The following is a 26,939-nucleotide window of genomic DNA, read 5'->3' as shown; positions in this document are numbered from 1 at the left end:
CCCGGCTGATCGCATCAGGTTCAGTCAAGAAAAAGGGGAGATGGGGCGCCATCTCCCCTTTTTCTTTACCCTCAACCAAGGAGGACTGAACCATGCAAGGCGAATTGTTAAGGGAAGACCAATCAAGGTCTCCCGAAGAACGGCTGAGGCCGGAGCGGTTAAGGACCGATTGCCCTGTCTTACTGTCGGAAAGGCTCGTTCTGCGCGCGCCCCACGAAGAAGACATCGACGCCCTTGCCCATCTCGCCAACAACGCCAATGTCGCTACTATGGTATCGCGTATGCCGCATCCGTATACGACCAATGATGCCGCCGATTTCGTGCGACGCACGAAGCTTGGCGAGATTGGCAAGTGCGTCTATGCGATTACCAAAGCCGATAACGGCGCCTTTCTTGGATGCTGCGGCGTCGAGCCGACGGCCGATCCACGCACCGTCGAGATCGGCTACTGGCTGGGCGAACCGCACTGGAACCAGGGCTATACGACGGAAGCCGCCCATGCCCTGATCGACATGGTCTTCCGCACGCGCGAAAACGTCGGCCAGATCGATGCCCGTTGCCGGGTCATGAACGTCGCGTCCAGACGGGTCGTGCAGAAGTGCGGCTTCCAGTTCCAGGGGTCCGGCCTTGCCGCATCCCTGGCGCTCGGCAGCTCCGTGCCGGTCGAATGGTACAGGCTCGACCGCAAGACCTGGATATCCTTGCGCAGCTGGGGAGGTCTGAGATGAACGCGCTCGCTCTCAACCGCCGCAATGACAGAATGCTGATGCCGGGGCCGTCGCCGGTCATCCAGACCGGGCGGCTGACGCTGCGCCCGCACCGGCTCGGCGATGCCGACGCGATCGCCGAATCGCTGTCCGATTTCGCCGTCACCCGCATGCTGGCCCGGGTTCCCGCGCCCTATGACCGGCAGGATGCGCTGGACTGGCTGGTCCAGCACACCTCTGGCCTCGGCATCGATTGGGAACTGGCCATCACCGAAGGGGATGATGCCCATATCGGCTGTGTCGGCATCGAGCTCAGGCATGGCCGGTGGCATCTCGGCTACTGGCTAAACCGCTATTACTGGCGGCAGGGCATCATGACCGAGGCGGTCACATCGGCTCTGGAGCGCTTTGGCCGCCGCATGCCCGAGGTCGCCGTCCATTCCGGCGCCTTCGCCGATAATCCGGCATCCCTGAAGCTGCAGCAGAAGCTCGGCTTCGAGATCACCGGATGCTCGGAGATCTACAGCTTTGCCCGCAACACCATGGTTCCGCATATCGAAACCGTGCTGAAGCCCGGCGCGCTGCGGCTCTCGCACGCGGCGTGAAGCCCTGAAATCCAGTCATCGCCGGCCGCCGGCGATGACGCCACACCAATCGGGCTGTTCTTGATGTTATGGCACGTCGAGCGCACGATATTCTTTGACCTCAGCCCGAAGCGCCTATATCGAAGGCGACATGACGGGTAAATGGCCGGCCGATGCGTCTCTATGGATGCGCAAAGGGCGGCTGAAATCGATTAAAGAGCGCATAGGCTTTTCTAAATCCCATTCGATCCGAAGGGATATGCGCCGACACCGGGTGACGGACGTAAGATGAAATTTCTCGATGAAGCAAAAGTCTATATTCGCTCAGGCGACGGCGGCGCCGGCAGCGTCTCCTTCCGGCGCGAGAAGTTCATCGAGTTCGGCGGACCGGACGGTGGCGATGGCGGTCGCGGCGGCGATGTCTGGGTCGAGGCCGTCAACGGCCTCAATACCCTGATCGACTTCCGTTATCAGCAGCATTTCAAGGCGACGATCGGCACGCATGGCATGGGCCGGAACCGCGCCGGCGCCAAGGGCGAAGACGTGACGCTGAAGGTGCCTGTGGGAACGCAGATCTTCGAAGAAGACGGGGAAACCCTGATCTGCGACATTACGCAAGAAGGCCAGCGCTTTCGCCTGGCACCCGGCGGCAATGGCGGCTTCGGCAACGCCTATTTCAAATCCTCGACCAACCAGGCGCCGGACTGGGCCAATCCCGGCCTGCCGGGCGAAGAAAAGACCATCTGGCTGCGGCTGAAGCTGATTGCCGATGCCGGCCTCGTCGGTCTGCCGAATGCGGGTAAATCGACCTTCCTTGCCTCTGTCAGCCGTGCCCGGCCGAAGATAGCCAACTATCCATTCACGACGCTGCATCCCAATCTCGGCGTCGCCACCATCGATGGCCAGGAATTCGTGCTGGCCGACATTCCCGGCCTGATCGAAGGCGCGCATGAAGGCGTCGGGATCGGCGACCGCTTCCTCGGCCATGTCGAGCGCACCCGCGTGCTGCTGCATCTGGTTTCCGCCCAGGAAGAGAAGGTCGGCAAGGCCTACAAGACGGTCAAGCACGAGCTTGAAGCTTACGGCAACAACATAACCGACAAACCTGAAATCGTTGCGCTATCGCAGATCGATGTGGTGGACGAGGAAACGCTGAAAAAGAAGACGCGCGAGCTGGCACGAGCCTGCGGCAAGACGCCCTTCCAGATCTCCGCCATCACCGGCCGCGGCATGACCGAAGTGCTGCGCGCGCTGCGCGACGTCATCGTCGAAGCCAATGCCGGCGAGGCGGACAAGCCGGCAAAAACGCATAAGATACGCCATCGCGACCTGCAGACCTCCGACGACGTGGATGAGGGGGACGACGATCACGAGGAGCAGCAGGGATGACCGCCCGCAAGCCGCTCGACCGCTATCGCCGGATCGTGATCAAGATCGGCTCGGCTCTTCTCGTCGATCGCAAGACGGGCCTGAAGAAATCCTGGCTCGACGGCATGTGCGCCGATATCGCCGCCCTGAAAGCCAAGGGCATCGACATCCTCGTCGTCTCATCCGGCGCCATCGCGCTCGGCCGTTCGGTGCTCGACCTGCCCTCCGGCGCCTTGAAGCTGGAGGAAAGCCAGGCCGCCGCAGCCGTCGGGCAGATTTCGCTCGCCCGCGCCTGGTCCGAAAGCCTGTCGCATGACCATATCGTCGCCGGCCAGATCCTGCTGACGCTCGGCGACACGGAAGAGCGCCGCCGCTATCTGAACGCCCGCGCCACCATCAATCAGCTGCTGAAGATCGGCGCCGTGCCGATCATCAACGAGAACGACACGGTCGCCACAAGCGAAATCCGCTATGGCGACAATGACCGCCTCGCCGCCCGCGTCGCCACCATGACAGGCGCCGACCTTCTGATACTGCTCTCCGACATCGATGGGCTCTACACCGCCCCGCCGCATCTCGATCCGCAGGCACAATTCCTCGATACGATTGCCGAAATCACGCCTGATATCGAGGCCATGGCCGGCGGCGCCGCCTCCGAACTGTCGCGCGGCGGCATGCGCACCAAGATCGATGCCGGCAAGATCGCCACCGGCGCCGGCTGCGCGATGATCATCGCCTCCGGCAAGACCGATCGGCCGCTGAAATCAATTGAAAACGGCGCGCGCTCGTCCTGGTTCGCACCGTCGGGTACGCCCGTCACCGCCCGCAAGACCTGGATCGCCGGACAGCTGCAGCCGGCTGGCGAGCTGCATGTCGACGAGGGCGCGGTGACCGCGCTCGGCGCCGGCAAGAGCCTGCTGCCCGCCGGCGTGCGCAAGGTCGTCGGCCATTTCGGCCGCGGCGATACCGTGGCCGTGATCGGCCCTACCGGTCGCGAAATCGCCCGGGGCCTAGCCGGCTACGACGCCGAGGAGGCGCGCCAGATCACCGGCCGCAAGTCGGCGGAGATCGAGGCCATCCTCGGCTATGCCGGCCGCGCCGCCATGGTGCACCGCGACGACCTCGTCATGACCGCGTCCGTCAAGACGAAGGCGGAGAAATTGAAGAGGGATGAAGCCCATGCTTGATACTGTCGCACAAAGCCCCGACATCGAAGCGCTGATGAGCGATATCGGCCGCAAGGCCCGGGCTGCGTCGCGACCGTTGGCCTTCGCCTCCACAGAGAGCAAGAACAGGGCGTTGAGCGCCATGGCAGACGCCATTCTGGCCCGCAAGGATCATATTCTTGCCGAGAACGCCAAGGATTTGAAGGATGTGGAGGGCACGGATATGCTCGCCTCCTTCGTCGATCGCCTGACGCTGAACGACAAGCGCGTCGCGGAAATGGCCGACGGCATTCGCGCCATCGCCGCTTTGCCGGATCCGGTGGGCGAGGTCATCGCCGCCTGGGACCGTCCGAACGGGCTGAAGATAGAGCGCGTCCGCACCCCGCTCGGCGTCATCGGCGTCGTCTTCGAAAGCCGGCCGAACGTGACAGCCGATGCCGGCGCACTCTGCCTCAAGGCAGGCAATGCCGTGATCCTGCGCTGCGGCAGCGATTCGCGTCGCTCGTCGCAGGCGATCTACGACTGCCTGGTCGAAGGGCTGAAGGTGGCGGGTCTGCCTGAACATGCCATCCAGCTCGTGCCCGTCAGCGACCGCGCCGCCGTTGGCGCCATGTTGCGCGGCCTCGAAGGCAATATCGACGTCATCGTGCCGCGCGGCGGCAAGAGCCTGGTCGCCCGCGTGCAGACCGAAGCGCGCGTGCCGGTCTTTGCCCATCTCGAAGGCCTTTGCCACATCTATATCGATGCTTCGGCAGATCTCGACATGGCGAAAGCGATCGTCGTCAACGCCAAGATGCGTCGCACCGGCATCTGCGGCGCAGCCGAAACGCTGCTGGTCGATTCGAAGGTCGCATCCACGCATCTGAAGCCGCTGCTCGACGGGCTTGCCGAAGCGGGCTGCGAAATTCGCGGCTCCGCCGAGGTGCTGCAGCTCGTGCCCGGCCTGAAAGCGGCAACGGAAGAAGACTGGACGACGGAATATCTGGCCGCGATCATATCCGTCGCACTCGTCGACGGCATTTCCGGCGCGATCGCCCATATCGGCAAATATTCGTCCAACCATACCGAAGCCGTCATTGCCGAGGATCCCGAGGTCGTCGAGCGCTTCTTCACCGAGATCGATTCGGCGATCCTCTTGCACAATGCCTCCACGCAGTTCGCCGATGGCGGCGAATTCGGCATGGGCGCGGAAATCGGCATCGCCACCGGCAAGATGCATGCTCGCGGACCGGTCGGCGTCGAACAGCTGACCTCCTTCAAATATCGCGTGCGCGGCACCGGACAGATACGGCCCTGACGTGCTGAGAGAAGAGATCGATCAACGCTATCTGCGCATGCCCCATGCCGAGCGTGGCATGGTGGTCGGTCTTTTCGGCGGCTCGTTCAACCCGCCGCACCGTGGCCACGCGCTTGTGGCCGAGATCGCCATTCGCCGGCTCGGCCTCGATCAACTCTGGTGGATGGTGACGCCGGGCAACCCGCTGAAGAACCACAATCATCTTGCGCCGCTTGCCGAGCGGATCGCGCTCAGCGAAATGGTCGCCCGCGATCCGCGCATCAAGGTGACGGCATTCGAGCAGGCGCTCGGCATGAACTACACGGCCGATACCCTGGCTCACGTGAAAGCCCGCAACAGCCGGGTGCATTTCATATGGATCATGGGCGCCGACAGCCTCAATACGTTCCATCGCTGGCAGAAATGGGAGGAGATCGCCCGCACCTTCCCGATCGCCGTCATCGATCGGCCGGGATCGACGCTGTCCTACCTTTCCGCGAAGATGGCCAAGACATTTCATTATGCCCGCGTCGACGAGGATGATGCCCGGGTGCTTTGGAAGAAGCGTGCACCGGCCTGGACTTTCATCCACGGACCGCGTTCGGCGCTCAGCTCGACAGCCCTGCGCGCGGCACAATAACCGACTGAATTTTCAGGAAAACTCCCAGAAATGAAAAGCCCGACGGGGGAGGAGGATCCGTCGGGCTTTAAACCTGATCAGCAACTGGGAGGAGGAGAGTTGCCGATCCATATCTAGCGGCATTGGGAGGAGGAGATCGCCGCTTCGATGATTATGTTTTAGCAGATTTCACCGATAGATAAATGGCCGATTGCGCATTGCAGCAATGCATTTAACGCATATCTTTGAAAATTTCCTGCCCAAAAAACGCTTCTTTTGCGAATTGTCTGATTTTTTAACGTCACCCAGACTCCAGAAGCCGGAGCGGAAAAGCGCCAGAACCCACGGTTCGTAACGTTACGTCTTGTTTCGTGAGCGTTCGCCAAACCACTGGGCGAATCCAGTCATGCGTTTTTGACGTAGCATAATCCACTCATATGCGCCTTTGAAAAGAAAACCCATAAAATTCGTAGGGTTACATAGCAACAATGCGATGTATTTTTCGAGATACATCCCTAGCCAAGCTTCGCGCATCGTTATATCTCTCGAAATATGTCGATATCTTTGGGGAGAAATAAGATGGCAACCAGCCGACGCCGATGGATCAAGCTTGCAACCGCCGCACTATCAGCGGCATGGCTTGGCCTCTCGGTCATTCCGACGTCGGCTCTCGCCGCCGACAAGATCGTGGTTTTTGCTGCCGCCAGCATGAAAAACGCGCTCGACAATGCAGATGCCGCTTTCACCAAGGAAACGGGCAAGGAAGTCACCGTGTCCTACGCCGCGAGCGGGCCGCTGGCCAAGCAGCTTGAGAACGGCGCCCCCGCCGATGTCTTCATTTCCGCCGACACCAACTGGATGGACTATGTCGCGGGCAAGAAATTGATCAAGGATGACAGCCGCACCAACCTCCTCGGCAATAAGCTCGTTCTCGTCGCCGCCAAGGACAAGGCCAAGCCGGTCGAGATCAAGCATGGCCTGGATCTGGCCGGCCTTCTCGGCGACGGTCGCCTGGCGATCGGCCAGCCGGAATCGGTGCCGGCCGGCAAATACGGCAAGGCAGCGCTTGAAAAGCTCGGCATCTGGGCTTCGGTTGAAAAGAAGGCCGCCGGCGCTGAAAGCGTACGCGCAGCCCTCGCGCTCGTTTCGCGCGGCGAAGCGCCCTACGGCATCGTCTATCAGACCGACGTCTCAGCCGATCCCGGCGTTGCCGTCGTCGGCACTTTTCCGGCAGATAGCCATCCGCCGATCGTCTATCCGATCGCAATCACCAGCAACAGCACCAATCCGGATGTGCAAGCCTATTTCGACTATCTGAAATCGGCTAAGGCTGTTCCATTCTTCGAGCATGAGGGCTTCACGATCCTGAAGCGGTGAGCATTCTCACCGCATATTGGGCATAGAAGTTCAACGATCCAGGCTCGCCGACCCATGGCGGGCCTAAGATGTTTTAAGGGGCGGGATTTGGACGCATTGGGTTTGAGCAGCGATGAATGGACAGCCATCGAGCTGAGCCTGCGCGTTTCCATTGTCGCCATGCTGGTCAGCCTGCCCTTCGGCATCGCCGCCGCGTATCTGCTCGCCCGCGGCAGGTTCTGGGGCAAATCGATCCTGAACGGCATCATCCATATGCCACTGATCCTGCCGCCAGTCGTGACCGGCTTCATCCTTCTCATCCTTTTTGGCCGCAAGGGGCCGATCGGCTCGCTGCTCGAGCAATATCTCGGCATTGTCTTTTCATTTCGCTGGACAGGCGCCGCACTCGCCTGCGGCGTCATGGGCTTTCCGCTGATGGTCAGAAGCATCCGCCTGTCAATCGAAGCCGTCGACCGCAAGCTGGAGGAGGCGGCCGGCACCTTGGGCGCCAACCCCCTATGGACGTTCCTGACAGTGACCCTGCCGCTGATCCTGCCCGGCATCATCGCCGGCATGATCCTGTCCTTCGCCAAGGCCATGGGCGAATTCGGCGCCACCATCACCTTCGTCTCCAATATTCCAGGCGAGACGCAGACCCTGTCTTCGGCCATCTATACCTTCACGCAGGTGCCGGGTGGCGATGCCGGCGCGATAAGGCTGACGATCGTCGCCATCGTCATTTCCATGGCCGCCCTGCTCGCCTCGGAATTCCTCGCCCATCTCGCCGGCAGAAGGGTGGATTTCGAATGACGCTCTCCGTCGACATCCGCCACCGGCTGGGCGCCTTCTCGCTTGAGGCCACGTTCACCTCCGACGGCGGCGTGACAGCCCTTTTTGGCCGTTCCGGCTCCGGCAAGACCTCGATCATCCGTATCATCGCCGGTCTCATCCGGCCCGATCATGGCCGCGTCAGCCTTGACGACAGCGTCCTTGCCGACACCGGCCGGCAGGTCTTCGTTCCGCGCCATCGCCGCCGCTTCGGCTATGTCTTTCAGGAGGCGCGCCTGTTCCCGCACCTATCGGTGCGGCAGAACCTCAGTTATGGCCGCTGGTTCGCGCCCAGGAACGAGCGCAGCGAAAGCTTTGACGGTGTGGTCGATCTCCTCGGCATCGCCGCACTGCTCGACCGCAGGCCAACCAAGCTTTCCGGCGGCGAGAAACAGCGCGTCGCCATCGGCCGCGCACTCCTGTCCTCGCCACGGCTGCTGTTGATGGACGAACCGCTGGCGGCACTCGACGAGGCGCGGAAAGCGGAAATCCTTCCCTATCTCGAGCGGCTGCGTGACGAGACGAAGATCCCGATCATCTATGTCAGCCACTCTATCGCCGAGGTGGCGCGGCTGGCAAACCGCGTCGTCGTCATGCGTGACGGCAAGGTGGAGGCGATCGGCCCCGCCCTCGATATCTTCAGCCAGCTTTCCGGCCCGCTGGCGATCGACCGGCGAGAGGCGGGCGTGCTGCTGGAAGGCCGCGTCGAGCATATGGAGGATCGGCATCGGCTGACCGTCGTCGCCCTGAAGGCGGCGAAACTCTTCGTGCCCGGCCAGGCGACCTCCCTCGGCAAGACGGTGCGCGTCCATATCCCCGCTCGCGATGTCATGCTGGCAACAGCCAGGCCCGAAGGCCTCAGCGCGCTGAATATTCTCGAAGGCGAAGTGCGCGATATCAGCGCTGCAGCCGATGGAACCGTGGAGGTGAAGGTCGATTGCGGCGGCGATATCGTGCTCGCCCGCATCACGCAGTTCTCGGCCGAAAGGCTGGGTCTGCGGGTCGGCCTGCCGGTCCACGCGGTCATCAAGACCGTGGCGCTCGAACAATAGGGCTTGATCAAGACTTTCTGGACGAAGCTTCCGCCGCGCTGCGATTGGCTTCGAGCCATTGCAGATCGGCGGCTATCGCCGCGCGCAAGGTCGTTTCCATGCCGCGAAAGCGCTGCAACAGTTCTTCGCCGAACGGGGTAAGGGCAGCGCCGCCACCCTTCTGGCCACCGCGCTGCGATTCGACGACCGGCTCCCGGAACATATGGTTCAATTCGCTGATGAGCAGCCAGGCACGACGATAGGACATGTCCATGGCGCGGCCGGCGGCCGAGATCGAGCCGGTGTCACGAATATGCTCGAGAAGTTCCATCTTGCCGCGCCCGAGCCGGTCCTGCCCAGAAAAACTGATGCGGAGAATAGGCTTCAACGATGGCTGCGGAGTGTCGGTCATGGCATCTGGGCGTTTTGGTCTGCCTTCGTGTATACGCGGCCTTCGCGCGCCTGTACATGGCGGTTAGAATGGACAAGCGACGGCACAGACCTATCTGATCTTCAGCCTCACGACGCATTGATGCCGACAATATCGGCAACGAGAAACTGCGTTTTGCATAGGGATTGGAAACAGATGTCAGCCTATATCATCTCCGATGTCACCGCCAAGGATGCCGACGCCTTCCAGATCTACCGGACCCGCGCCGCTGCCTCGATAGCCTGCTATGGAGGCCGTTATCTGGTGCGTGGCGGCCCGATCGAACAGTTGGAAGGAAACTGGGCGCCGCGAGCGATCATCGTCGTGGAGTTTCCGGACATCGAACGGGCCAGAACTTGGTATCGTTCTCCCGAATACGCGTTTGCTCTCGAAGTTCGTGATCGGGCTCTGAGCCGAAACCTCATTCTTCTCGACGGAATAAGCCAGGAAAGCTAGCGAGGACGCCGTCAGAGCGATCATTTGCCCATATATGGTGCGAATGCGCGGGATTTTGATACAAATCCTTGTCTTCGCAGCCGATAGATGGCCGCGTGCGTCTTGAAACCTTAATGCTTTGATGCCTATCTTTGTAGCGTGATCGACTCAGATCGCGTATGAGCATGTTCTGTTACTCAAGGAAGGAAGAGCACTGACAACAGTACACGCCAAGGGGAGAACGCCTGTCGTTATCCCGAAGAGCTCGGAACGTGGCGCCGATGCCGCTGCCCGCGCCCTGCAAGCCGTCCTCGCAAGCCTCGAGGACTCCAAGGCCGAAAATATCGTTACCATCGACATTGCTGGCAAATCCGCGCTTGGAGACCATATGGTCGTCGTCTCCGGTCGCTCGAGCCGCCATGTCCTGGCGATTGCCGACCATGTCATGACCGACCTCAAGGACGAGGGCTTCGGCAACGCCCGCGTCGAAGGTCTGGATGGCGGCGACTGGGTGTTGATCGACACCGGCGACATCATCATTCACGTCTTCCGTCCTGAGATTCGCGAGTTCTACAACATCGAGAAGATGTGGGCCGCGCCTGACCTCGACGAAGGCACGCTGCACTAGCCGATCCAAGGGCGCTGTTCCCGGCCCCGGCTGGCAGCTTCATATCGCCGGACATGACTGTCCAGCAAGAGTTTGGTTTCGTGCCGCCATCATGGCGGATAGGCTTGGGAGCGGGAATGCGGATAGGTCTTTTTGCCGTGGGACGGTTGAAAACCGGCCCTGAGAAGGATCTTGCGGCTCGCTATCTCGATCGTTTCGCCAAGGCCGGGCCGGCAATCGGCCTGGAGCTGATGCGCTTGACCGAGGTTGCCGAAAGCCGCGCCTCCAACGGCGAGACCCGCAAGCGCGAGGAGGCGGCTCTGCTGCAAAAGGCGCATCCGGAAGGCGGCGTCCTCATCCTGCTCGACGAACGCGGCAAGGCGCTTGATAGCGAAGCCTTCGCCGCCATGCTCGGAACGTTCCGCGATCAGGGCAAGCGCGACCTGACGATCGCCATTGGCGGCGCCGACGGGCTCGACCCGTCTCTCTACGACAAGGCCGACATGACCATATGCCTCGGCAAATTGACCTGGCCGCACCAGCTCGTGCGCATCCTCATTGCCGAACAGCTCTATCGCGCGGTCACCATCCTTTCCGGCCATCCCTATCACCGGGTCTGACCTCCAATCGCGACAACGTGCCTCCTTCGAAAACAGTTTGGCTTTCGGTCATTTTGCGTTAACGAAACGCTCACACAGGCGTGTTTTGATTCCTGCTTCAAAAATGACGATGCTTCCTAGCTGATCGCGGCAAATCGGCTTATTTTCACGCGATCCGAAGGGACCAGGCCCGAACCGACTGGATGAGAAAAGCCCCGCCCATGCTTTCCCGGCTTCTGCTGCCATCTTTGGCCGCATGCCTTGGCGTGGGCGTCTATGTGGCAGGCCCGATTTCTCTCATGGACATGGCCCTGGCGCAGGAGGCCGATGCCGGCACGGCACAAGCGCCCGACGAACATCCTTCGACGACAGCGCCTGCGCAACAGGCACCCGACCCGGCCGCCGAACTCGCCCGCAAGCGCGACGAAACCCGCGCCGAGCTGGAGACGCTGTCGAAGACGATCAACCTCTCCTCCGACAAGACGAAAGAGCTGGAAGACAGCATCGCATCCCTCGACAAGAGCACCGCCAGCCTGCGCCAGGCATTGATCGACAGCGCCGCCCGCCGCAAGGAAATGGACCGCAAGATCCAGCAGAGCGAGAAGACGTTGACGGATCTCGCGATCAAGGAGGACAAGATCCGCGGCTCCCTGCATGAGCGCCGCGCCCTGCTGGCCGAGGTTCTGGGGGCCCTGGAGCGCATGGGCCGCAATCCGCCGCCGGCACTCCTGGTCACACCGGATGATGCGCTCGCCTCGGTGCGCAGCGCCATTCTTCTGGGTGCAGTCGTGCCCGGAATGCGCAAGGAGACGGACAAGCTCATCGCCGACCTGACCGATCTCAGCAAATTGCATGCCGCCGCCGCCGCCGAAAAGACGAACCTCACCGCCACCATGACCAACAGTCTGGAGGAGGAGCGGCGCATGGACCTGCTGGTTGCCGAGAACGACAAGCACAGCAAGGAAAATGCCGCCCAGCTCGACGCCGAACGCAAGCGTGCCGAGGAGCTTGCGGGCCAGGCGACCAGCCTCGAAGGGCTCGTCGCTTCGCTGGAAAGCCAGATCGGCTCGGTCCGGGACGCAGCGGCCGCTGCCCGGGCGGAGGAGGTTCGCAGGGGGCAATTGACCGACCAGCAGCGCGAGCAGGCAAAGGCTTTGGCCGAGAGCGGCGTGCCCGATAAAAACCGCATTGCCCCCGCATATCCCTTCTCCGATCTTAAACAGAAGTTGGAGTTGCCTGTGGCGGGCGATATTCTCCGCCAGTTCGGCGACGACGACGGCACGGGCCACACGGCGATGGGAGCAACCATTGCGACCGGCCCCGATGCGCTTGTCACAGCTCCCGCCGATGGCACGGTCGTTTACGCCGGCGCGTTTCGCAGCTACGGCCAGATGATCATTTTGGATACAGGGGACGGCTACCACATGGTGCTGTCGGGAATGGACGCGATCAAGACGCGTCCGGGCAGATTTGTCTTCGCCGGCGAGCCGCTCGCCGTGATGGGCCAAAAAAGAGTCGCGAGCGCGACTGCATTGGCGCTGGAAACGGATCGGCCAACGCTTTACATTGAATTCAGAAAAGATGGGAAGCCGGTCGATTCTCGACCCTGGTGGACCTCCAAAGACACTGGAAAGGCACGCAATGATACGTAGGGCTTCTCTTGTTCTCGTTGGCGCATTGATGGGTGCGACTGCGATGGGCGTTATCTACACGGCGGTCGTGCCGGCGGAAGCCGCTGGCGCGTCCACCTACAAGGAATTGTCGATTTTCGGCGATGTCTTTGAGCGTGTTCGTGCCCAATACGTGACGCCGCCGCAGGAAGACAAGCTGATCGAATCCGCGATCAACGGCATGCTGTCCTCACTGGATCCGCATTCGAGCTACATGAATGCCAAGGATGCCGAAGACATGCGCACCCAGACCAAGGGTGAATTCGGCGGTCTCGGCATCGAAGTCACGATGGACAACGATCTCGTCAAGGTCATCACCCCGATCGACGACACGCCCGCCGCCAAGGCCGGCGTCCTCGCTGGCGACTACATCACCGCCATCGACGGCCAGTCCGTGCGCGGCCTGAAGCTGGAAGACGCCGTCGAGAAGATGCGCGGCCCGGTCAAGACGCCGATCAAGTTGACGCTCATGCGCAAGGGTGCCGACAAGCCGATCGAGCTCACTATCGTCCGTGACGTGATCGCTGTTGCCGCGATCAAGTCGCGCGAAGAAGGCGGCGATGTCGGCTATATCCGCATCATTTCCTTCACGGAAAAGACCACGCCCGATCTCGAATCCGCGATCGCCAAGATCAAGAAGGACATCCCCGCCGACAAGCTGAAGGGCTATGTCCTCGACCTGCGCCTCAACCCGGGCGGCCTGCTCGACCAGGCGATCAACGTCGCCGACGATGTGCTCGAGCGTGGCGAAATCGTGTCGACCCGCGGCCGCAATCCGGACGAGACCCGCCGCTTCAACGCCACCCCGGGCGACCTGACCGACGGTAAGCCGATCATCGTGCTCATCAACGGCGGTTCGGCTTCGGCTTCGGAAATCGTCGCCGGCGCCCTGCAGGATCTGCGTCGCGCCACAGTCCTCGGTACCCAGTCCTTCGGCAAGGGCTCCGTCCAGACGATCATCCCGCTGGGAGACGGCAACGGCGCGCTTCGCCTGACGACGGCGCTCTACTACACGCCGTCGGGCCGCTCGATCCAGGGCACCGGCATTACGCCCGACGTCAAGGTCGACCAGCCGCTACCGGACGATCTGAAGGGCAAGCTGACAACCGAAGGCGAATCGAGCCTGCCGGGTCACATCAAGGGCCAGAGCGAAACCGATAAGGGTTCCGGCTCGTCGGCCTATGTGCCGCCGGATCCGAAGGACGATATCCAGCTGAACTACGCGCTCGACCTGCTGCGTGGCGCCAAGACGGATCCGTCCTTCCCGCCGAACCCGGAAAAGGCAGTTTCCTCCAAGTAAGGAAATGACGCCGGGCTGGAAACAGACCCGGCGCTTTCATAAGGAGGGAGCGGAACTCGCGTATCGTTCCGCTCTCCTCGATCGAACGAGTATGGGCTCGTTCAAAAGCTGTTTCGTTCATGTTTTGACACTTTGAACCTGAGGCGCGGTTTTCCGTTGCGGTGACAACGCTGGAAAGCGGAATGCTCAGGGCCGAAACAATTTCCCGTTTGGGGCGGATACGGACTTTGGGAACGGATTTGCATGCACCGCTGGGACAGAATCGCGGCCCCGGCCGTCAGCGGAGACTGCCGCCCTTCGGGCGCATTCTTGGCGGCTTCTGTCTGATCGCCATCGCCGGCTTTTCCCTTTATTCGGCGCTGCTGCGCGACGATCTCAAGAAAACCCAGCCGATCGAGACCGCCAAGAAGGAAGAACCCGCGCCTGCTGTCGAAGAAAAGCCGGCGGCAACGGGCCTGACGCAGGTCGATCCGCAATCCGGCGCCAATACCACGCGCATCGTCACCGGCGACGGCTCCGTGGTCACGATGTTCAGCCCCAATAATCGCGATGGCAACGGCCCGGTATTGATCAACGCCAATCAGATCGGCCAGGACCCCCGCATGGCGGCAACGCCGAACGACAGCCTGCTGGAGGATTCGCCCTTCGGCAAGTTGCCGATCACGGGGCCGAGCGGCTTGAGGCCGATGGATCAATATGCCAGACCCTGGTCCGGCGCACGCGGCACGCGCGTCGCCATCGTCGTCAGCGGCCTCGGCCTCAGCCAGACCGGCACGCAGCGCGCCATCGAGAAACTGCCGGAAGAGATAACGCTCGCCTTTGCGGCCAGCGGCAACAGCCTGCAGCGCTGGATGCAGGATGCGCGGCGCGGCGGCCACGAGATCCTGATTCAGGTGCCTTTCGAACCCTTCGACTACCCGGGCAACAATCCGGGTCCCGACACCCTCCTGACATCGTTATCCGCCACGAAGAATATCGACAACCTGCACAAGGCGATGGGCGAGATCACCAACTATACCGGTGTGATGAACTATCTCGGCGGCCGGTTCCTTTCCAATACCAGCGCCATGGAGCCGGTACTGCGCGACATCGGCAAACGCGGTCTGCTTTTCCTCGACGACGGCTCTTCGGCGCAATCGAAATCCGGAATGCTCGCCAAGACGCTGGAGGTGCCGCATGCCTTTGCTGACGTACAGCTCGACGGAGAATTGCAGCAGGATGCGGTCATGAAGAAACTCGACGAGCTCGAGCGCATCGCCCGGCGCAACGGCTCGGCGATCGGCGTTGCCTCCGCCTTCGACGAGAGCGTCGACGCCATCAGCAAGTGGAGTGAGGAAGCCGCCATGCGCGGCATCGAAATCGTCGCGGTCTCGGCGCTTGCCGACGACCCCAAGCACCCCTGATCTTTGGAGAGAATGATGAGCAAGCCCCACGCGCCCGTGAAGGCCGAAGACCTGCCCTACCGCCCTTGCGTCGGCATCATGGTGCTCAACCGCGATGGCCTGGTCTGGGCCGGCCGGCGCATTCCGATCGGCAATTCCGAGTATGACGGCTCGCCGCAGCTCTGGCAGATGCCGCAGGGCGGCATCGATGCGGGCGAAGATCCGCTGGAGGCCGCCTATCGCGAGCTCTATGAGGAAACCGGGATGAAAACGGTGAGCCTGCTGGCCGAAGCGAAGGACTGGATCAACTACGATTTGCCTTCGCAGCTGATCGGCATCGGCCTGAAAGGGAAATTCCGCGGCCAGACCCAGCGCTGGTTCGCCTTCCGCTTCGACGGCGACGAAAGCGAAATCGCCATCAACCCACCGCCGGGCGGCCATGAACCGGAATTCGACGCCTGGGGATGGAAGCCCATGGCAACGCTGCCCGAGCTTATCGTCGCCTTCAAGCGATCGGTCTACGAACAAGTGGTCGCCGAATTCGAGCACCTGGCGGATCTGCAGGCCGAAGACTGAACGGGGGATCCGGCCGCTCAAAAAGCGGCCGGCTTCGTGATACCAGTTATTCTGCTGAGTCGGCAGAATCGGCGTTCAGCTGGCCGTACTTGGCTTCGCCGATCTTTCCGAGCAGCTCGAGCTGGGTTTCCAGGAAGTCGATATGGCCTTCCTCATCCATCAGCAGCTCTTCGAACAGCTTCATCGAGACGTAGTCGCCGGCGTCATGACAGATGTCGCGCGATTTCTTGTAGGCCGTGCGGGCGTCGTATTCGCCGGCGAGATCGGCCTCCAGTACTTCCTTGACATTCTGGCCGATACGCAGCGGTGCCAGCGTCTGCAGGTTCGGATGTCCCTCGAGGAAGATGATGCGGGCAACGAGGCGATCTGCGTGCTGCATCTCCTCTATGGATTCCGCACGCTCCTTCTTTGCCAGCTTGGTATAGCCCCAATCTTCGAGAAGTCGGTAATGGACCCAATACTGATTAACTGCGCCAAGCTCGAGGAACAGTGCCTCGTTAAGCCGCTCGATGACTTTTTTGTCGCCTTTCAATGTCCGCTCTCCTGCTGTCTTCATGAAATTTTTTCAAGCGGGACATGAAATCAAATATTTCTGCTTCCGTCGAGTGACGACGGGCATGATAGTCCTCGGTTGTCTGTATAATGATATCAACGACATTCGGGAAACATCCGCAGCAGCGACCGCGCTTCGACATGGCGTGATAAACCTTGGCGGGGACGATGAGCTGCCAACAGTCCTCATCCAGGAACTCGTTGATGACGTCCCGGATTTCCTTGTCGGTGATGTAATTACAGCTACAAACCAGCATTCTTCGCTCAGCCCGTCAAACATGACACTTGCTGTCTTGTTATCTGCTAAAGAAGACGCTCTTTGTCAAGAAAGAAACGATTCATTTTGATCGGCAGGCGACACCGGTGGCCTATGGGCCCCGGATGCAAACCCCTGCATTTCAATGAAAGTTACGGCCTCGCGGCATCACCTTCGCCGTTTCGACAATATCGGTGCGGCCTTCCGTCGCTGCCCCGGCCTCGCGCTCCAGCGGGTCGGGCGATACACGCCTCTTCTTTTGTCGGTGGTCCATGGTTGGCCGCAGCGCCTCATCCGCCCGGTCGCTGACGCCGAAGCGCCGTGCCTCGCGCTGCAGAATACCGAGCGCCGCGGTCATATCCTCGATATAGTCGACCACCACATGGATGACACCGCTCTCGCTCTGCAGGCGGCCGCGAATCTTCACCAGCCGCGCACCCATGACGATGGCGCGGTATTTTTCGAACATTTTCGGCCAGACGATCGCATTGCCGACACCCGTCTCGTCCTCCAGCGTCATGAAGATCACCCCATTCGCCGAGCCCGGCCGCTGGCGTACCAGCACCAGACCCGCGATCGTCACCATCCGCCCATTCGCCACATTGGGCAGATCCCGGTTCTGCACGATGCCCATGTTGGCGAAGTCGGCACGCAGGAACGAAACCGGGTGCGCCTTCAGGGACAGCGACAGGTAGCGATAGTCCTCGATGACCTGCTCGCCGGGCAGCATCTCGGGCAGTGCGACCGCCGGCTCGAGCTGCAGGTCCGTATGGTCGCCGAGATCGAAGAGGGGAAGTGTTTCCGCAGCGCTGCCGGCATCGAGCGCCCGAACCGCCCATAGCGCCTCACGCCGGCTCAAGCCGATGGAACCGAAAGCATCGGCATCCGCCAGGCGCTCGATCTGCGACTTGGCAAGCCCGGAGCGCAGCCAGAGATCGCGCACGGACCGATAGCCATCGCCGCGACGCTCGACGAGCTGTTCCATCTCCTCATCCGACAGGCCCTTGACCTGCCGGAAGCCGAGACGGACGGCACATTTCGTCTTGATGTGGCCGCGCATCGACGCATGGCGGGGCTCGACCGCGTCTTGATCGAAGCGCGCCTCCTCCAACAGGCAATCCCAACGGGAATGATTGACATCCACCGGCCGCACCTCGACGCCATGTTCGCGCGCATCGCGCACCAGCTGCGCCGGTGCATAAAAGCCCATAGGCTGGGCATTGAGGATCGCCGCGCAGAAGACATCGGGATAATAGGTCTTCAGCCAGGAAGAGGCGTAGACGAGCAAGGCAAACGAAGCCGCATGGCTTTCGGGGAAACCATATTCGCCGAAACCTTCAATCTGGCTAAAACAGCGTTCGGCAAAGTCTTGAGGGTAACCGTTCGCGACCATGCCCGAAACCAGGTCCTGCTTGAATTCGTCAACCTTTCCTGTCCGCTTGAACGTTGCCATGGACCGGCGCAAACGATCAGCTTTTGCCGCCGAAAATCCGGCTGCTGTAATGGCAATCTGCATCGCCTGTTCCTGAAATAGGGGAACACCTAACGTTCTTTCCAAAACCGCCTTCAATTCAGGCCGATGGTAATCGATCGGCCGATTCTGAAGAACGTCATCCCGTCGTTTGAGATAAGGATGCACCATATTGCCCTGGATAGGACCGGGCCGGACAATCGCCACCTCGATAACCAGATCATAGAATCTGCGGGGTTTGAGACGCGGCAACATGCTCATCTGCGCCCGGCTTTCGATCTGGAAGACGCCGATCGTGTCGGCACGGCAGATCATGTCATAGACAGGTACGCGGTCGGGATACTCGCCACTCCCGAGATCGGCGAGTTCCTTCTTAACGTCGTAATGCAGCAGCAGCAGGTCGAAAGCCTTGGCAAGGCAGGTCAGCATGCCGAGGGCCAGGACGTCGATCTTCAATATGTTGAGATTGTCGAGATCGTCCTTGTTCCACTCGATCATGTAGCGATCGTCCATCGCCGTGTGCATGATCGGCACGACCTCGTCCAGCCGATCCCTGGTGATGACGAAGCCGCCGACATGCTGAGTCAGGTGACGCGGAAACCCCATCAGCGTCGCGGCATAGGAAAGGACGTTCCGTGTCGTCTTGTCGGTGAGATTGAGACCGGCAAGCTTGGCCTCGCGTTCGGACAGTTCCTCCGTCGACCAGCCCCAGACACCGCTAGCAAGAGCTGACTGCACATCCTCCGACAAGCCGAAGGCCTTGGCCACTTCGCGACCGGCCGAGCGTGCCCGATAGCTGGTCACCGCCGCCGTCAGCCCGGCATGCTCCTTATGATAATGCCGGTAGATGAACTGAATAACCTCTTCGCGCTTCTCATGCTCGAAATCGACATCGATATCCGGCGGCTCCTCGCGCTCCGTCGAGATGAAACGCTCGAACAAAAGTGTCGTGATCTCCGGATTGACCTCGGTAATTCGAAGACAGTAGCAGACTGTGGAATTGGCGGCAGAACCGCGCCCCTGGCACAAGATATTCTGACTGCGGGCATATTCCATGATGCGATGCACCGTCAGGAAATAAGGCTCATATTGCCGTTCGCGGATGAGCTTGAGCTCATGATCGATCTGTTTGGCGACCTTTTCAGAGATCCCATTGGGATAGCGCCATTTCGCACCCTCCCGCGTCAACCGCTCCAGCGTTTCAGAAACCGCCTCGCCCGGAACACTTTCGTCGGGATAATTATGCTTCAGCTCATCGAGCGAAAAAGACAGCCGACTAAAGAATTTCTGCGTATTGGCCACGGCCTTCGGATAATCCCTGAAAAGGCGCGCCATCTCGGCAGCACCCTTCAGATAGCGTTCGGCATTGGCCGCGAGCCTGAAGCCCGCTTCCGCGATCGTCACATGCTCGCGGATCGAAACGACGATATCGGCAAGCGGCTTGCGTTCTGTTGCGTGATAGAGCGGCTGGTTGCTGGCGATCAGCCGCACCCCGTTGCGCAATGCAATGATGGAGAGCGTGGCAAAGACCAGCCGATCCCGCCCGTCATAGGCAGGCGACAGCACCATATGGAGCTTCCTGCCGAAGCGCATCCATAGCCGCGCCAGGCATTGCTCCAGCTTCTCCTGCCCTTCCGGCGTCTCCACGCTCTCAGCGTCGGGAACGAGCGCCAACATCATCTCGTCACCCCATACCATCAGGTCGGCTTCTTCAAGCGTGCAGGAGCCTTTCTCAGCCTTGAGATTGCCGGCGCTCAACAGCCGGCAAAGGTGCGCCCAACCCTTGCGATTCTGCGGATAAGCAAGAATGTCGGGCGTATCGTCCGAAAAGACCAGGCGAGCGCCGGGCTGGAAAGCGACCGGCTTCAGGAGCGGCTTTTCCGGCTTCCCTTTGGCTCGAAGCTCCAGATTCTCCTTGAGAGTTTCCTTATATTTCGTCTGGAGAAGCTTGGTATGCGCATGTGCCTTGACCACGCCGGCGACCGAATTGCGGTCGGCAATCCCAAATCCGGAAAGCTTCAGGCGGGCGGCCTGTACCACCATCTCCTCCGGATGCGAGGCTCCTTCGAGAAAGGAGAAGTTCGTTCTCACTCCGATCTCGAAGAAGGGCACAGGCTCGTGAAAGCTCGGACGCGCGTTCATGCGAAAACTCCGTGCATGTACCAGTCCGGCGCCGTCTCGCCTCGGCCATAGAGACCCTTGCGGAACAGCCAGAAACGATGGCCCTCCTCGTCCTCGACCTGGAAATAATCGCGGGCCGGCGTTTCTTCCTCCTCGATCCACCATTCCGCCGAAAGCCGCTCCGGCCCTTCGGCTCGGCTTACCCGATGCATGACGCGCCGCCAGCGGAATTGCCGGGGCGGCCCGTCAGGTACTTCGGCGGCAACGGTTTCGATCAGTTCCGGCATGCGAAACAACCGTAGCGGCCGTTCACCCCGGAAAAAGCCGTGGCCGGCATAGTCGCTGCCTGTCCGCCTATGGGCGGCGAGGATTTCCATGGCGGGCACCGGTCGGGCGGCCCGTTCGGGAATATGACTTTCCCTGAGCTCGAAACCCTGCAGGCAATCCGGTCCCAGCCGCGCCGCGACCCGGTCGGCGAAGGCAGCAAGCGACGTGCCCTGCCGGCCTTCTCCAACGAAATCACCCTGCATCGCATCGAAGGGTGCATGCTGCAGAACATTCAGGCGGACGATCTCGAAGCCGTATCCCACATCGAGATCGTCATGAATGGCGGTAAAACGCTCGGTGAACAGGCTGGCGATCCGGCTCGGCTCCCGCAGCGGCTGCGATGCCCCGGCGGCAATGCGGAATACCGCCCCATCCACCCTGAACAGCAAAAGCTCGAAGGAGCGGCCTCCGACACCACGCGCTTCCAACCCCGGTTTCAGCGTTTCGGCAAGCTGGCGGGCGAGCTGCAGAATATCGGCTTCCGCCTGTACCGGTTCGGCAAGCCGGCGCTCGACAGACAATTGCGCGACCGGCCGGCGCGGCGAAATCGGCTCTTCGACCAGCCCAACGGCCTGATCGAGCCGCAACAGCAGCGATGCGCCGAACCGGCGGGCAAGCGGTGCGCGCGGTGCGGCCAGAAGATCGCCCACCTGCTTCAACCCCAGCTTCTGCAGCGCGGCGATCGTCTCCTCGCCAAGCCGCAGCGAAGCCACCGGCAACGGCGCCAACGCCTCCTCCATGGCTTCTGGGGGAACGATGCGGCTTTCCTCGAAACGGGCGACCGCCCAGGACAGGCCCGGCGCCGAGGAAATGGCGCCGCGCACGTCGAGCCCCAGCCGGGAAATCCGGATCAATATATCCTCGAGCAGCGCCTCCTCGCCGCCGAAGAGATGAGCGCAGCCTGTAATATCGAGAAACAGCCCATCCTTGCCGTCGATCGCCACCAGCGGCGTATAGCGATCGCACCAATCGGCGATCGCTTCCAGCAGCTTGCGATCCGCCGAGGGTTCCTCCTCGACGACATCGAGGGTCGGGCAGATCGCCCTCGCCTCGGCCACGCCCTGGCCCGGCTTCAGCCCGATCATCTCCGCCCGCTCGTTGAGCGCGGTCAGCCGCATGGCATTGTTCAGCTTGCCGGCGCAGACCAGCGGCGGTGTTTCAAGCCGGCCTGTCGAACGCCAGGACAGGCCCCAGCGCTTGCGGGCGATCCGGTCGGTGGGCAGATGCGGAAAGGTCAGCGCCAGAATGCGCTGCGTGTTCGCCGGGAAGGGCAGGGTGCTGAGCATCGGGGACAAGGGCAAAGCGGCGGTCATGGGCATTCCACTCCAGGGTTATGGAAAGAGGCGCCGGGTTACGGCTCTTTTCCAAGGTCAGACGAAAGGCCGGATGACCGATGCTGCCGCCAAGCACCGATCCGTCCGGCAGGGGCCGCGCCTGCGCCGGCGCGGGTTCGACAGAGAAGCGGAAGAGGGCGCTGCTTGCCTCCTCCTCGCCTCCTTGCCGCAACAGAAACAAGGGCCGCTCCGCCGCCTTGGCCCTCAGCGCCAACCGCCGGCTTTCGGTCAGCCCGAAGCGGGCGGGATTGCCGCGCACCTCCAGGATGACGACCGCAAAGGCGGCGCTGGCAAGTGCTGCCTCCGCCAGCCAGAGCGCATCTTCCAGCTTGCGTGGCGAAGCCTGCAGGAATGCCGCCGGCTCCAGTCCGAAATCCCCGATACCGATGGCATAGGGCAGGCCCGCCTCCATCGTGGCGACCGTATCGCCGATCCATAGAACCGGGGATATGGCAGCGCCTGTGCCGGCAGCTTGCGCATGAAGCCGCGCGGCAAGAGCAAGGGTAAAGCCGCTGGCCGCCCCCGCATCGCGCAGGCCCAGCGAGCGGACCTCGGTCAGACCATCAAGGGGAACACCGCCCTGCATCGCCGCATCGAGGTCGTCGACGCCGGTCGCAAGCAATGGCTGGGCAACACCTGCAGAACCGGGTCTCGCCTTCTCCGCCAGCGTTTCGCGCGCCGCCGCGGCCAGCGCCGGTATAGGCCTGCCTTCAAGTCGGGCAATAGTTTCACGCAGGGCAAAAAACGTTTCCCGCGCCACGGCGGCTTCGGCCATGACGTTATCTCCAGATCATTTATGTTCCTGTTATGTTCTTATGGATTCCAGAGGTCGGAAAAAGAGTCAACACCAATTTATAAGAAAATATTCCTTTGCCTTAATCCGCACTCGTAAAAGCGGCGCAAAGGCTCTATATGACCAGCGAAGGAAGGAAGCATTCATGGCTCGCATTGACCAGAGCGAGGATTGGCGGGACCGCCACGCGCCCTCAATCAGCACATTCGAATCTCTGGCCATGGAGGCTTACAGCCACTTGCCGGACGAATTTCGCTCGCTCACCGGCAACCTCATCATCCTCATCGAGGATTTTCCCGATGACGATGTGTTCGAGGACATGGCGCTGGAAACGCCCTTCGACCTGCTCGGCCTTTTCGAGGGTCGCGGCATATCCGAGCGCTTCACCGCCCAGACCGGCGAGATGCCCAACAAGATCCGCCTCTATCGTCGGCCGATCATCGATTACTGGGCGGAAAACGAGGAAACCCTCGGCGACATCATCACCCATGTCCTGATCCACGAGATCGGCCATCATTTCGGCCTGAGCGACGAGGACATGGAGCGCATTGAGGAAAGCGCGGAAGAAGCGACGGATCGATGACCTCAGACCCCGACCGCAGGACGGTCAGGGGAAGGGCACGAGGTACCCGGTACTTACTGCTCGGAAAGCTTCATCTCAGGATCGTAATCCTTTCCCGCGACTTCCTTGACGACACCCTGGCCGCACTGCATCTGGCCGGTGGCCGCATTGAAGGCGTAGGTCGGCGAGCCCGACAGTTCCCAGCCTTTGTTCAGCGCCGCTGATACCTTGTGGCAGAAGGAAGCGTCGTCAGGCCCGGTGAGGAAGCGGTAGAGTTTCATCAAAGCGTCTTTCGTAGGATATCAGCCCTCACCCTGAGCGTGTCGAAGGGTGATGGCGTGCTGCGATCAGGCGAGCTTTATGAACCAGTCTCTCTGCCTGGACAAGATGCAGCCGCTCCACCATCCGCCCGCCGAGGTCCACGACATTGAGATCAGCAGCGTTCGGCGCGGCAAAGGCGCCGATGATGGCCTCAGCCTCGGCAATGGCTGTTGCATCCGGACCGAAATGCCGGTTGGCGGCTTCGATCTGGCTCGGATGGATCAGCATCTTGCCGAAAAAGCCCATGGCGGCGCCCTGGCCGCATTCGGCGTCGAACGCCTCCATATCCTTGAAATCGTTGAAAACGCTGTCGAGGGCCTCAAGCCCGTAGGCGCTCACGGCCAGCACCACCTGCATCAGCCAGGGAACGAGATAGGCGCGGCCCGGCTGCGGCAACACGCCGGTTTCCTTCCTGAGGTCGTTGAGACCGACGACGAAGCAATCGAGCCTGCTGCCCGACGTGCGCCCGGCCTCGGCGATCGAAGCCGCATTCAGGATGCCGCGTGGCGTCTCGATCATCGCCCAGATGCGCAGGCTCTCCGACGCATCCGCCTCGGCCAGCCTGTCGCTGACATCAATCACGTCCTGCGGCTCGTCCACCTTGGGCAACAGCACCGCATCCGGCTCGAGCGCCTGAACCAGGTCCAGATCGTCGGCACCGAAATTGGAGGAAAGCGCATTGATGCGAATGATCCGCTCCTTGCCTGATAGCGGCGTGGCGGCGAAGAATCTCCGTAAATTATCCCGCGCCTCGGCCTTCTTCTCCGGCGAGACGGAATCTTCGAGATCGAAGATGACGGCATCGCAATCGAGGCTATCAAGCTTTTCCAGGGCGCGCCGGTTGATGGCGGGAACGCTCAACACCGAGCGGCGCAGGCGGGCGGGACGAGAGAAGGATGATTGGCTCATAGTGTCGTTTTGCCGCGCTTTTAATCGGCAGGCAAGCCAACAAAAAGCCATGCTCCTCTTGCAGATGGAAAGGAAGAGGACCACATTGCCGTAAGTAGAGAGGTCTCGACCATGCAGAATATCCGTTCCCTGTTCATTGCTCTTGCCGGTATCACCGTGTTTGCAGCCATGGCGCTGTTTACCGTTTCGCTCACGCTTGCCGTCGGCGGTATCCTGACCGTGCTCATGGCAGCCCGTGCGATTTCGCTCCGCATGAAGCCTGCGCCGGTGCGCGCCAAGACGAACAGCCAGCGCGAAATGCGCATCTGGAACGACGGTCGCGGCACGATTATCGATCTCTGAGGTCGGACACAGGGCAGGGGCAGCCTATTGCCCACTGTCGAATGCGCTCGCACCAATCCCAGGCATGTTCCTGAAGGCGGATTGCGACCAAAGCGCCGGTTTTAGAGCATCTCCAAGATTCTCCTTCATTTCGGGCCGGATTTGCTCTATTGGCAGGATAATTCGTGCTTAGACGAAAATGAAGGCAGGACCCCATGGACAAGTTCGTGAAGTTGACCGGTGTCGCAGCACCGCTCCCGGTCGTCAATGTCGACACCGACATGATCATCCCGAAGGATTATTTGAAGACCATCAAGCGCACCGGTCTCGGTACGGGGTTGTTCGCTGAAGCCCGCTACAACGAAGATGGTTCACCGAATCCGGATTTCGTGCTGAACAAGCCGGCCTATCAGAATGCGAAGATCCTCATCGCCGGCGACAATTTCGGCTGCGGCTCCTCGCGCGAGCACGCTCCTTGGGCGCTGCTCGATTTCGGTATCCGCTGCGTCATCTCGACCAGCTTCGCCGACATCTTCTACAACAACTGCTTCAAGAACGGCATCCTGCCGATCAAGGTCAGCCAGGAAGATCTCGACAAGCTGATGGACGACGCTTCGCGCGGCTCCAACGCCATTCTGACGGTCGATCTGGAAAACCTCGAAATCACCGGCCCGGACGGCGGCTCGCTGAAGTTCGAACTCGATGAATTCAAGCGCCACTGCCTGCTGAACGGCCTCGACGATATCGGCCTGACGCTGGAAAAGGCATCTGCGATCGACAAGTTCGAAAAGTCGAACGCCGCCGCTCATCCCTGGGCCGCCTGATCGATTTCATCATCACATTTACGTGTCGAAGCCGGGCTGAAAAGCCCGGCTTTTTTCTTATGCCGTGGCGCATAAAGGTCATGGGATCCGGCCGGCTGTAATATGCCCGACAAAAACGGGGATCATACAGCCTCTGCGGAACCCCTTCGGGCTCCCTCCGCCCCCCTATTTTCCTCCTCCCCACTGGAGCATTCCCCATGACCTCCCTTCCCATTGTCGGCGCCGCCATGACGCTCTCCGACGTCGAAACTCATCGCAACTGGCTGCTCGAAAAGCCGCGCGATCTGGAACTGCAGAGCTTCGTCGAAGCCGAAGTCCTGAACGGCGATTGGCAGCCGCTGGCCGAGCGCGCCCGCAAGCTGCTTGACGGCCATGAAGGCCGCCTCGGCATCCACGGCCCGTTCTGGGGTTTCGTCATCGCCTCGCAGGATCCGGAGATCCGCGCCGTCGTTTCCAAGCGGCTGCTGCAGGCACTCGACGTCTGCGCCAATATCGGCGCCACGCAGATGGTCATCCATAGCCCCTATACGTCCTGGTCCTACAACAACCTCGACAACAACAAGGGCGAGCGCGAGAAAATCATCGAATATACGCATCTGACGCTCAAGGATGCGGTGAAGCGCGCCGAAGACATCGGACTGACCATGGTCATCGAAAACATCGAGGACAAGGATCCCCATATCCGCGTCGGCCTCGCCGACAGCTTCAATTCGCCCGCCGTCGCCGTTTCGATCGATACCGGCCATGCCCATTATGCCCATGGCTACACCGGCGCGCCGCCGGTCGACTACTATGTCCACGCCGCCGGCAACCGCCTGCAGCACGTCCACCTGCAGGATGCCGATGGCTATGCCGATCGCCACTGGAGCCTCGGCGAAGGCAATATTCACTGGCGTGCCGTCTTTGCCGCCCTTGCCAAGCTAGACAGCAACCCACGCCTGATCATCGAGATCAAGGACAAGTCGAAGATCCCGGCATCAGCTGCCTATCTGGCCTCGCTCGGCCTGGCTGAGTGAGCTTCGAACACCCCCTTCTCCCCTCGGGGAGAAGGGGGCACGAAGGGCGGATGAGGGGGCGGCACGAAGGTGCCGCTATTAAGTTTATCTAAAAGGGAAATTCTCGATAACGCCCCCTCACGCCGCGCGTTCCGCGCGACCCTCTCCCCGCTGGGGCGAGGGTAGATTTTCGATCCGTCAGCGGTCTTGTTCCCGGCC

General features: G+C 61.3%; 29 protein-coding genes. 21 read left to right on the top strand and 8 right to left on the bottom strand.

Annotated features, from left to right (window positions below; genetic code table 11):
- Positions 1-92 precede the first annotated feature (92 nt).
- From FHT28_RS12565 to modC, 9 genes are all read left to right on the top strand, one after another.
- Positions 93-728: a GNAT family protein gene (locus tag FHT28_RS12565; RefSeq protein ID WP_047637652.1), complete on the top strand. Its 636-nt coding sequence runs from the start codon at positions 93-95 to the stop codon at positions 726-728.
- Positions 725-1,312 carry a GNAT family N-acetyltransferase gene (locus FHT28_RS12560; RefSeq protein ID WP_168596429.1) on the top strand — a complete coding sequence of 196 codons (588 nt, stop codon included), beginning with the start codon at positions 725-727 and terminating at the stop codon, positions 1,310-1,312. Before FHT28_RS12565 ends, FHT28_RS12560 begins: the two co-directional genes overlap by 4 nt.
- Before the next feature lie 267 nt (positions 1,313-1,579).
- On the top strand, positions 1,580-2,680 hold the full coding sequence (gene obgE / locus FHT28_RS12555; protein ID WP_112440766.1) for a GTPase ObgE: 1,101 nt from the start codon (positions 1,580-1,582) through the stop codon (positions 2,678-2,680).
- On the top strand, positions 2,677-3,846 hold the full coding sequence (gene proB, locus FHT28_RS12550; protein WP_168596428.1) for a glutamate 5-kinase: 1,170 nt from the start codon (positions 2,677-2,679) through the stop codon (positions 3,844-3,846). Before obgE ends, proB begins: the two co-directional genes overlap by 4 nt.
- On the top strand, positions 3,839-5,122 hold the full coding sequence (locus FHT28_RS12545; RefSeq protein ID WP_168596427.1) for a glutamate-5-semialdehyde dehydrogenase: 1,284 nt from the start codon (positions 3,839-3,841) through the stop codon (positions 5,120-5,122). The genes proB and FHT28_RS12545 overlap by 8 nt, the downstream gene beginning before the upstream one ends.
- Before the next feature lie 37 nt (positions 5,123-5,159).
- Positions 5,160-5,741 (top strand): nicotinate-nucleotide adenylyltransferase, encoded by a 582-nt coding sequence (locus tag FHT28_RS12540; protein WP_234903911.1) that lies wholly within the window; start codon positions 5,160-5,162, stop codon positions 5,739-5,741.
- A 558-nt stretch (positions 5,742-6,299) separates the two neighbouring features.
- Positions 6,300-7,097 (top strand): molybdate ABC transporter substrate-binding protein, encoded by a 798-nt coding sequence (gene modA / locus FHT28_RS12535; RefSeq protein WP_168596426.1) that lies wholly within the window; start codon positions 6,300-6,302, stop codon positions 7,095-7,097.
- A gap of 87 nt (positions 7,098-7,184) precedes the next feature.
- A complete protein-coding gene (modB, locus tag FHT28_RS12530; protein ID WP_037195715.1) occupies positions 7,185-7,886 on the top strand; it encodes a molybdate ABC transporter permease subunit in 702 nt (233 codons plus the stop codon).
- Positions 7,883-8,956, top strand: coding sequence for a molybdenum ABC transporter ATP-binding protein (gene modC / locus FHT28_RS12525; RefSeq protein ID WP_168596425.1), 1,074 nt, complete (start codon positions 7,883-7,885; stop codon positions 8,954-8,956). The genes modB and modC overlap by 4 nt, the downstream gene beginning before the upstream one ends.
- 7 nt (positions 8,957-8,963) lie before the next feature.
- On the opposite strand, the gene FHT28_RS12520 is transcribed toward modC, so the two are convergent.
- Positions 8,964-9,347 (bottom strand): winged helix-turn-helix domain-containing protein, encoded by a 384-nt coding sequence (locus tag FHT28_RS12520; RefSeq protein WP_037195711.1) that lies wholly within the window; start codon positions 9,345-9,347, stop codon positions 8,964-8,966.
- 174 nt (positions 9,348-9,521) lie between these two features.
- Here FHT28_RS12520 and FHT28_RS12515 point away from each other — a divergent pair, with 174 nt between their 5' ends.
- The 7 genes from FHT28_RS12515 (at position 9,522) to FHT28_RS12485 (ending at position 15,934) form a co-directional block, all read left to right on the top strand.
- Positions 9,522-9,821: a DUF1330 domain-containing protein gene (locus FHT28_RS12515; RefSeq protein WP_037195709.1), complete on the top strand. Its 300-nt coding sequence runs from the start codon at positions 9,522-9,524 to the stop codon at positions 9,819-9,821.
- A gap of 151 nt (positions 9,822-9,972) precedes the next feature.
- On the top strand, positions 9,973-10,428 hold the full coding sequence (gene rsfS, locus FHT28_RS12510; protein WP_034510911.1) for a ribosome silencing factor: 456 nt from the start codon (positions 9,973-9,975) through the stop codon (positions 10,426-10,428).
- A 116-nt stretch (positions 10,429-10,544) separates the two neighbouring features.
- Positions 10,545-11,027, top strand: coding sequence for a 23S rRNA (pseudouridine(1915)-N(3))-methyltransferase RlmH (rlmH, locus tag FHT28_RS12505; protein WP_037195705.1), 483 nt, complete (start codon positions 10,545-10,547; stop codon positions 11,025-11,027).
- Positions 11,028-11,227: 200 nt separating this feature from the next.
- On the top strand, positions 11,228-12,658 hold the full coding sequence (locus tag FHT28_RS12500) for a murein hydrolase activator EnvC (RefSeq protein ID WP_047559544.1): 1,431 nt from the start codon (positions 11,228-11,230) through the stop codon (positions 12,656-12,658).
- Positions 12,648-13,976, top strand: coding sequence for a S41 family peptidase (locus FHT28_RS12495; protein WP_037195701.1), 1,329 nt, complete (start codon positions 12,648-12,650; stop codon positions 13,974-13,976). The genes FHT28_RS12500 and FHT28_RS12495 overlap by 11 nt, the downstream gene beginning before the upstream one ends.
- Positions 13,977-14,203: 227 nt before the next feature.
- Entirely contained in the window at positions 14,204-15,379 is a 1,176-nt protein-coding gene (locus tag FHT28_RS12490) for a divergent polysaccharide deacetylase family protein (protein WP_092573077.1), read from the top strand.
- A gap of 15 nt (positions 15,380-15,394) precedes the next feature.
- On the top strand, positions 15,395-15,934 hold the full coding sequence (locus tag FHT28_RS12485) for an RNA pyrophosphohydrolase (protein ID WP_168596424.1): 540 nt from the start codon (positions 15,395-15,397) through the stop codon (positions 15,932-15,934).
- A 46-nt stretch (positions 15,935-15,980) separates the two neighbouring features.
- Here the strand turns inward: FHT28_RS12485 and bfr are convergent, their stop codons facing one another.
- Positions 15,981-16,466: a bacterioferritin gene (bfr, locus tag FHT28_RS12480; protein ID WP_047559539.1), complete on the bottom strand. Its 486-nt coding sequence runs from the start codon at positions 16,464-16,466 to the stop codon at positions 15,981-15,983.
- Positions 16,432-16,704: a (2Fe-2S)-binding protein gene (locus tag FHT28_RS12475; RefSeq protein WP_312865278.1), complete on the bottom strand. Its 273-nt coding sequence runs from the start codon at positions 16,702-16,704 to the stop codon at positions 16,432-16,434. The genes bfr and FHT28_RS12475 overlap by 35 nt, the downstream gene beginning before the upstream one ends.
- Here FHT28_RS12475 and FHT28_RS36840 point away from each other — a divergent pair.
- A complete protein-coding gene (locus FHT28_RS36840; RefSeq protein WP_312865279.1) occupies positions 16,591-16,833 on the top strand; it encodes a hypothetical protein in 243 nt (80 codons plus the stop codon). The two genes, FHT28_RS12475 and FHT28_RS36840, sit on opposite strands and share 114 nt — an antisense overlap.
- A 51-nt stretch (positions 16,834-16,884) precedes the next feature.
- Here the strand turns inward: FHT28_RS36840 and FHT28_RS12470 are convergent, their stop codons facing one another.
- From FHT28_RS12470 to FHT28_RS36160, 3 genes are read right to left on the bottom strand one after another with little or no spacing between them, the layout of a single operon-like run.
- Complete coding sequence (locus tag FHT28_RS12470) at positions 16,885-20,355, bottom strand: error-prone DNA polymerase (protein WP_168596423.1); 3,471 nt, start codon at positions 20,353-20,355, stop codon at positions 16,885-16,887.
- Complete coding sequence (locus FHT28_RS12465) at positions 20,352-21,779, bottom strand: DNA polymerase Y family protein (protein WP_246704858.1); 1,428 nt, start codon at positions 21,777-21,779, stop codon at positions 20,352-20,354. Before FHT28_RS12465 ends, FHT28_RS12470 begins: the two co-directional genes overlap by 4 nt.
- A 40-nt stretch (positions 21,780-21,819) precedes the next feature.
- Positions 21,820-22,770 (bottom strand): hypothetical protein, encoded by a 951-nt coding sequence (locus tag FHT28_RS36160; protein WP_246704854.1) that lies wholly within the window; start codon positions 22,768-22,770, stop codon positions 21,820-21,822.
- Between the two features lie 163 nt (positions 22,771-22,933).
- Between FHT28_RS36160 and FHT28_RS12455 the strand changes: the two genes are divergently transcribed.
- A complete protein-coding gene (locus FHT28_RS12455) occupies positions 22,934-23,371 on the top strand; it encodes a metallopeptidase family protein (RefSeq protein ID WP_034510894.1) in 438 nt (145 codons plus the stop codon).
- 53 nt (positions 23,372-23,424) lie between these two features.
- Here the strand turns inward: FHT28_RS12455 and FHT28_RS12450 are convergent, their stop codons facing one another.
- On the bottom strand, positions 23,425-23,631 hold the full coding sequence (locus tag FHT28_RS12450; protein ID WP_047559437.1) for a DUF1737 domain-containing protein: 207 nt from the start codon (positions 23,629-23,631) through the stop codon (positions 23,425-23,427).
- Between the two features lie 28 nt (positions 23,632-23,659).
- Entirely contained in the window at positions 23,660-24,580 is a 921-nt protein-coding gene (locus FHT28_RS12445; protein ID WP_168596421.1) for a CoA ester lyase, read from the bottom strand.
- A gap of 111 nt (positions 24,581-24,691) precedes the next feature.
- Between FHT28_RS12445 and FHT28_RS12440 the strand changes: the two genes are divergently transcribed.
- The 3 genes from FHT28_RS12440 to FHT28_RS12430 all read left to right on the top strand — a co-directional run bounded on the left by FHT28_RS12440 (position 24,692) and on the right by FHT28_RS12430 (position 26,741).
- Positions 24,692-24,922 (top strand): hypothetical protein, encoded by a 231-nt coding sequence (locus FHT28_RS12440; RefSeq protein ID WP_037195680.1) that lies wholly within the window; start codon positions 24,692-24,694, stop codon positions 24,920-24,922.
- Between the two features lie 194 nt (positions 24,923-25,116).
- Positions 25,117-25,725: a 3-isopropylmalate dehydratase small subunit gene (leuD, locus tag FHT28_RS12435; protein WP_037195677.1), complete on the top strand. Its 609-nt coding sequence runs from the start codon at positions 25,117-25,119 to the stop codon at positions 25,723-25,725.
- 197 nt (positions 25,726-25,922) lie between these two features.
- Positions 25,923-26,741 (top strand): sugar phosphate isomerase/epimerase family protein, encoded by an 819-nt coding sequence (locus FHT28_RS12430; protein WP_168596420.1) that lies wholly within the window; start codon positions 25,923-25,925, stop codon positions 26,739-26,741.
- Positions 26,742-26,939: the final 198 nt, after the last annotated feature.

The organism is Rhizobium sp. SG570, assembly GCF_012275345.1.
Classification (GTDB): Bacteria; Pseudomonadota; Alphaproteobacteria; order Rhizobiales; family Rhizobiaceae; genus Rhizobium; species Rhizobium lusitanum.
This window is presented reverse-complemented; position numbering and strand designations above follow the sequence as displayed.